Source organism: Streptosporangium sp. NPDC003464 (assembly GCF_053588315.1).
The window spans coordinates 1-6,010 of record NZ_JBSFPS010000409.1 but is presented as its reverse complement, the minus strand read 5'-3'; the positions used below and the strand labels follow the sequence as shown (position 1 = coordinate 6,010).

Below are 6,010 nucleotides of genomic sequence, written 5' to 3'. Positions count from 1 at the left end.
TGTCGAACGTCCGGAAACGCCGAAGCAGGACCTGGCTCCGCAGGAACAGCCGCGTCGACGACCGTGACAGTCCACCCGGCCATGCCCTACCGCGGCTTGTATCTGCGTGTACGTGTCTCCGTACACTCACCTGTACGCCGACAGAACGCGATCAGGCAGGCTCGTATCGCCCAAGGCGGCGCAGCTCCGGGTTCTTCCCTTGAGGCACTTCCGATGCCCCACGCAGCTCCGCAACCTCACGGTGCCGAGCGCGTCGTTCTTCCTCAAACTTGCGCGCGAGCACTCTCACGGCAGCCGAGGACGAGGCGCCGGGCCCCTGAGCTGTGGGCCGAGGTCAGGCGGACTGCAGGAGTTCGGCCAGGTCGGCGGGTATCGGCATGGGCTGGGTGAGGCCGACGCGGGCGCGGCCGGTGTTGCCTTCGGGGTAGCGGCCGAGCGCGGAGCCCGGCGCGGCGACGATGATGCGCACCACCTGGCCGAACGCTTCGCGCCGGTCGCGCCGGCGGACGGCGAGGGCGAACATGGCGATGTGGTTGGCGGTGTGGGGCCAGGGCCAGGGCTGGGAGATGATGTGCGCCCGTTCCAGATGCCGCCACCGGGCCTGGCCGTCGGAGGCGGTGCGGGCGGTGCGCATCTCGGCGCGGTAGGCGGCCCGTACGCGGGCGGGCATCGGGCGGCCGATCATCGAGAGGTCTCCTTGTCGGGTGAGCAGCAGCCGTCGGCGCAACCATCGGACTCAACGGCGCCGGCGGGCGGGGTGGGCACGGCGGAGGGTACGGCGCAGCAGGCGTCCCCGCGCCAGGCTTCGCGGCCTTCCTTCACCGCGACGGCGGCGATGACCAGTGCGGCGATCGGGTCGGCCCAGGCCCAGCCGAAGGCGCTGTTGAGCGCCAGCCCCACCAGCAGGACCGCCGACAGGTAGGTGCACAGCAGGGTCTGCTTGGAGTCGGCCACCGCGCTGGCGGAGCCGAGCTCGCGGCCGGCGCGCCGCTGCGCCGCCGACAGGAACGGCATGATCAGCAGCGACGCCGCGGCCAGGATCAGCCCGGGGGTGGAGGGGGCGGCCTCCCCGGCGCCGAGCAGCGCCCGGACCGCGTCGAAGCTCACGTACGCGGCCAGCGCGAAGAACGAGACGGCGATGATCCGCAGCGCCGTCTTCTCCCGCTTCTCGTGGTCGGCGGCGGAGAACTGCCAGGCGACCGCGGCGGCCGAGGCGACCTCGACGATGGAGTCCAGGCCGAACCCGATCAGCGCGGCGGAGGAGGCGAGGGTGCCGGCGGTGACGGCCACCACCGCCTCGATCACGTTGTAGGTGATGGTCGCCGCCACCAGCAGCCGGATCCGGTGCCGCAGCACGGCGCGCCGGGCCGGGTCAGGAGCCGGAGCCGGGCCGATGCCGGGCAGATTCAGGGCGCTCATGACAGCGGCTCCCCTCCGGCCACCAGCTCGGCGGCCGCCGCTGCCTCCGGGTCGTCGGCGTCCCCACCGGAGACGGGGCACAGCGCGACCGCGTGGCCGGTGGCGGCCAGCAGCTGCTCGGCGGAGGCCAGCAGGTCCATCAGCTCGGGCCGGGTCAGGAAGTAGAACGACTGCCGACCTTCGGCGCGGTGGTCGACCAGGTCGCAGCCGCGCAGGCAGGCCAGGTGCTTGGACACCGTGGACTGGGCCAGGCCGAGCTGGGTGGTCAGGTCCACCACGCGGGCCTCGCCGCGCGCCAGGCGCTGCACGATGCGCAGCCGGGTCTCATCGGCCAGGGAGTGAAACAGCGCGGCCGCAGGGGAGATGCCGGCGGCGATGTCGGCGCTGACACACCGGCCCCCGTCAGAATTAATCGCCATTTGGCGATGATAGCCCGATTTGGTCATATAGGCGCAAGGGGTGGCGCTCGGGTATCTGCCCGCTACGGTCACCTCCTGACGATCCAGGCGCTGCCGCGTGGCGGTCAGCGGGACGCGCCCGAGGGGGCGCCTCACCCGCGCCGATCGCGGTGACGGTCACCGCCGTGGTCAGGGCCGACGCCGACACCCTCGGCAAGAGCGCCGACACCGCACCGGACGCCCGCTGCGGCACCACCGCCTGCTGTGCCCCGGACGGGCAGACCGTCGACCCCGCCTCCCGCGGAGGCGAAGGCCGCCGCCGGCTGCGCATGCGGGAGCTGACGCCGGCCGGACCGGCCCGGACCGTGGAACTCGTCCGCGGTCCGGGCCGCCGGGCTTCGACAGACCGCGGCGCGCTCAGTGGAAGTGGACCAGCCTTCCGGTCGTGCTGGTCAGGGCGTGATGCTCGGCCGGCTTCCGGCCGCGATGGCGCCGACGGGTGCGGACGCCTCCGCGCCCCGCGCCCCACGCCTCGGGACGCCAGCGCCTGAAATTTTCTTTTAGGTCACCTCGAAGTCTTGAAACTTGTAACCATTGCGCGGTTGAGTTCGGGGGTGCCCCCAAGTCACCACCCCCGCATAGTGGCCACGGCCCTGCTCGCCCCCCTGCTCGCCTTCAGCGCGGCGGGCCCCGCCCAGGCCGATCCGTCGCCGTCGCCCTCACCCGCGCGGCCACAGCAGGCCCTCGTCGAGGACGCGCCGCAGGCGTCGTCCGACCAGGCCCCGTCCACGCTGCTCGTCGCCCCCGGGGCGCGGCAGCTGGAGACGGCCAAGAAGACCCGGCCGGTCGCGCCGGGGATCACCCTCACCTCCTTCGACCGCTACGACAGCGCGGGCTGGCTCCGCGCCGACGCGATCGCCGCGGACCTCACGGCCGGCGCGAGCGCCGACTACGTGTACTCGGGCGAGGTGTCGAAGACCGAACCGCTGTCCGGACCCGCGGAGCGGTCCCGGGCCGTCGCCGCCGTCAACGGCGACTTCTTCGACATCAACAACTCCGGCGCGGCGCAGGGCATCGGCATCCACAACGGGGAGCTCGTCCAGTCCCCGATGGCGGGCCACAACAACGCCGTCACCGTCACCCCCGACGGGGTCGGGCGGGTGCTGCAGATGAACTTCGACGGCACCGCGACGCCCGCCGGCGGCGCCCCGATCACGCTGACCCAGTTCAACCAGCTCATCCAGGGCAACGGCGTCGGGCTGTTCACCCCGCTGTGGGGCTCCTACGGCCGCGGCCGCGCGGTCGAGGGCGCGGCCGCGGTCACCGAGGTCGTGCTGGAGGGCGGCGTCGTCACCGAGGTGCGCACCTCCGCGGGCAGCGGCCCGATCCCGGCGGGCACGGCCGTCCTGCTCGGCCGGGACGCCGGAGCGACGGCGCTCGCCGCGCTGAAGCCCGGCGACCGCGTCGAGGTCAAGTACCAGCCGAAGCCCTCCCAGGGCGGAGCGGTCAAGGCGGCCGTCGGCGGCAGCCAGATCCTCGTCAAGGACGGTGTCGCCCAGACCTCGGCCGACAACGCCGCCCATCCGCGTACCGCCGTCGGTTTCTCCGCCGACGGCCGCAAGATGTACATGCTGACGGTCGACGGCCGGCAGGCCGACAGCAGGGGCGTCACGCTCACCGAGCTCGGGGCGATGATGGCGGAGCTCGGTGCGCACAACGCGCTGAACCTCGACGGCGGCGGCTCCTCGACGATGCTCGCCCGGGAGCCCGGCTCCGCCGGCGTGCAGGTGGAGAACAGCCCCTCCGACGGCGGCGAGCGGCACGTCCCCAACGGCCTCGCGCTCTACGCGCCCGCCGGCAGCGGCGAGCTCAAGGGCTTCTGGGTGGAGACGGCCAGCGACCCGGCCAGGGCGCCGGGCGCCGGCCCGGTCAGCGGCGGCCGTCCCGACCGCGTCTTCCCCGGCCTCACCCGTAAGCTCACGGCGGCCGGCTACGACGAGACGTACGGCCCTGCGGCGGGCACCCCGTCGTGGCGGTCGGGCCAGGCGGTCCACGGGCTCGTCGGCCGCGACGGCACCTTCCGCGCCCTCGTGCCCGGCCGGACGACCGTCACCGCCTCCCGCGGCGGCGCGGAGGGTGAGATCGCCCTCACCGTCCTGCAGCCCCTCGCCCGCCTCGGCACGACGACCGACCGGGTCGGCCTGGCGGGCGCCGACGCCTCGGGCACGTTCGGAGTGGTCGGCTACGACCGCAACGGCAACTCCGCCCCCGTCGACCCCTCGGACGTGCGGCTCGACTACGACAGGGAACTGCTCGACGTCGCCGCCTCCGAGCACGGCTTCTTCACGGTGAAGGCGAAGCGGGCGACCGGCTCCGGCCTGGTGACCGTGCGGGCCGGCGGGTCCAGCACGGCGGTGCCGGTGACCGTCGGGTACGAGGACGTCCCGGCCGCCGACTTCGAGGACGCGGGGTCGTGGACGTTCGCCGCGGCCCGCGCGACGGGCTCGCTGTCGGCGGCGCCGGGCCAGAGCGGCGGCGGCCTCAAGCTCGCCTACGACTTCACGCAGTCGACGGCGACGCGCGCGGCCTACGCGAGCCCGCCCCAGCAGATCACCGTGCCGGGCCAGCCGCAGGCGTTCGGACTGTGGATCAACTCCGCGGGCAAGGGGGAGTGGCCGAGCCTGGAGTTCTACGACGCCCAGGGGCAGTCGCAGATCCTCCGCGGCCCCTACCTCACGTGGACGGGCTGGAAGTTCGTCGAGTTCGCGGTGCCGCCGGGGGTGAACTACCCGCTGAAACTCCGCCGGTTCTACGTCGCCGAGACCAGGGCCGACCAGAAGTACAGCGGTGAGATCACGATCGACGGGCTCGTCGCAAAGGTGCCGCCGACGGTGGCGACGCCGGCGGCACCGAAGACGGCCGACCCGGTGATCCGTCCGGGGAGCGAGGTCGCGGCGGCGCCGTGGCGCTTCGCGGTCATGTCCGACGCGCAGTTCGTGGCACGCGACCCCGACAGCGACATCGTCGCCAACGCCCGCCGTACGCTGCGGGAGATCAAGGCGGCCAGGCCCGACTTCCTGCTCATCAACGGCGACCTCGTCGACGAGGCGTCGCCGGAGGACTTCGCGCTCGCCAAGCGGATCCTGGACGAGGAGCTCCACGGCGAACTGCCCGTCCACTACGTGCCCGGCAACCACGAGGTGATGGGCGGCAAGATCGACAACTTCAGGTCGGTCTTCGGCGACACCTACGGTGGCTTCGACCACAAGGGGACCCGTTTCGTGACCCTCGACACCTCGCGGCTGAACCTGCGCGGCGGCGGGTTCGAGCAGGTGGCCATGTTGCGCGAGCGTCTCGACGCGGCGGAGAAGGACCCGTCGATCGGCTCGGTCGCGGTGCTGTTCCACGTGCCGCCGCGCGACCCGACGCCCGGCAAGGGCAGCCAGCTCGGCGACCGCAAGGAGGCCGCGCTGGTCGAGGGCTGGCTCGCGGACTTCCAGCGCACCACCGGCAAGGGTGCTGCCTACATCGGCGCCCACGTCGGGACCTTCCACGCCTCGCGGGTCGACGCCGTGCCGTACTTCATCAACGGCAACTCCGGCAAGAACCCGGCCACGGCGGCCGACGACGGCGGCTTCACCGGCTGGTCCCTGTGGGGGGTCGACCCGGTGACCGAGAAGGAGGCGGCACACGTCCGGCGCAACTGGTTCGCCGACGCGCCGGCCTGGATCGGCACGCAGGTCCGCCCGCACGTCGACGGGCTGACCCTCACGGCGCCCACGTCGGTGGAGGCCGGCAAGCCCGGGCAGGTCTCGGCGACGCTGACGCAGGGCACCCGCACGGTGCCCGCCGCCTACCCCGTCTCGGTGGACTGGTCGGGCTCGCCCAACCTGCACGTCGGCACCCGGGCGGGCGCGAAGGCACGCCACATCGCGGTGCTCGACCCCGCCACGGGGACGCTGACCGCGCTCCGCTCCGGCCAGGTCGTCGTCGCGGTCACCGTGAACGGCGTCACCCGGCAGGCGACGGTCACGCTGTCGGCGCGGGCCGCGGCCTGACCGCGTCCGAGCCGGCCTGACGGGCCGGCGCGACCGGCGACCGGCGACCGGGGAAGCGGTCGGAGTGGAACCGGCCAGCCCGCTCCACCGGTACGAGGAGACCTGAACCCGATGCGTGTCACCTTCGCCACCCAA

Annotated in this window: 4 protein-coding genes; 1 reads left to right on the top strand and 3 read right to left on the bottom strand. The window is 73.5% G+C overall.

Going from position 1 to position 6,010, the window contains the following annotated elements; all coding sequences use genetic code 11:
* Positions 1-334: 334 nt before the first annotated feature.
* From ACWDS7_RS45870 to ACWDS7_RS45860, 3 genes are read right to left on the bottom strand one after another with little or no spacing between them, the layout of a single operon-like run.
* Positions 335-685 carry a DUF3703 domain-containing protein gene (locus ACWDS7_RS45870; RefSeq protein ID WP_451934420.1) on the bottom strand — a complete coding sequence of 117 codons (351 nt, stop codon included), beginning with the start codon at positions 683-685 and terminating at the stop codon, positions 335-337.
* A complete protein-coding gene (locus ACWDS7_RS45865) occupies positions 682-1,419 on the bottom strand; it encodes a cation transporter (RefSeq protein WP_451934419.1) in 738 nt (245 codons plus the stop codon). Before ACWDS7_RS45865 ends, ACWDS7_RS45870 begins: the two co-directional genes overlap by 4 nt.
* Positions 1,416-1,838 (bottom strand): ArsR/SmtB family transcription factor, encoded by a 423-nt coding sequence (locus ACWDS7_RS45860; protein ID WP_451934418.1) that lies wholly within the window; start codon positions 1,836-1,838, stop codon positions 1,416-1,418. Before ACWDS7_RS45860 ends, ACWDS7_RS45865 begins: the two co-directional genes overlap by 4 nt.
* Positions 1,839-2,458: 620 nt before the next feature.
* On the opposite strand from ACWDS7_RS45860, the gene ACWDS7_RS45855 reads away from it, so the two are divergent.
* A complete protein-coding gene (locus ACWDS7_RS45855; RefSeq protein ID WP_451934417.1) occupies positions 2,459-5,875 on the top strand; it encodes a phosphodiester glycosidase family protein in 3,417 nt (1,138 codons plus the stop codon).
* Positions 5,876-6,010 lie beyond the last annotated feature (135 nt).